Consider the following 277-nt stretch of genomic DNA (forward strand, 5'->3'; position numbering starts at 1 on the left):
CGAAAACGCGCCGAAGCCGCGCAATTCGACGCGGTTGCCCGCAGCCAGTGCATCGGTGATCTCGTCGAGAACCGCGTTGACGATATTTTCGACGTCGCGATGATAGAGATGCGGGTTGCGTGCCGCAACAATCTGCACCAATTCGGACTTGATCACAGTCGCCCCCTTAAATTATTGATTTCTTATCAATCCCGGCCAACCTGCCAAACTGAAAGCAGCCCGTCAAGAAGCAACTTTGGGGGCAGGATTCCATTAATATCCTGGCCTTTGACCAGAT

The 277-nt window shown here is 53.1% G+C and carries 1 protein-coding gene; it reads right to left on the reverse strand.

All coding sequences use genetic code 11. From position 1 onward, the window contains the following. Positions 1-156, reverse strand: a 156-nt coding sequence (locus EOD29_RS31555) for an HU family DNA-binding protein (protein ID WP_206520541.1), incomplete at its 3' end; no start/stop codon positions are given. Between the last annotated feature and the right edge of the window lie 121 nt (positions 157-277).

Origin of the sequence: Mesorhizobium sp. M1A.T.Ca.IN.004.03.1.1, from assembly GCF_003997555.1 — a bacterium.
Classification (GTDB): domain Bacteria; phylum Pseudomonadota; class Alphaproteobacteria; order Rhizobiales; family Rhizobiaceae; genus Mesorhizobium.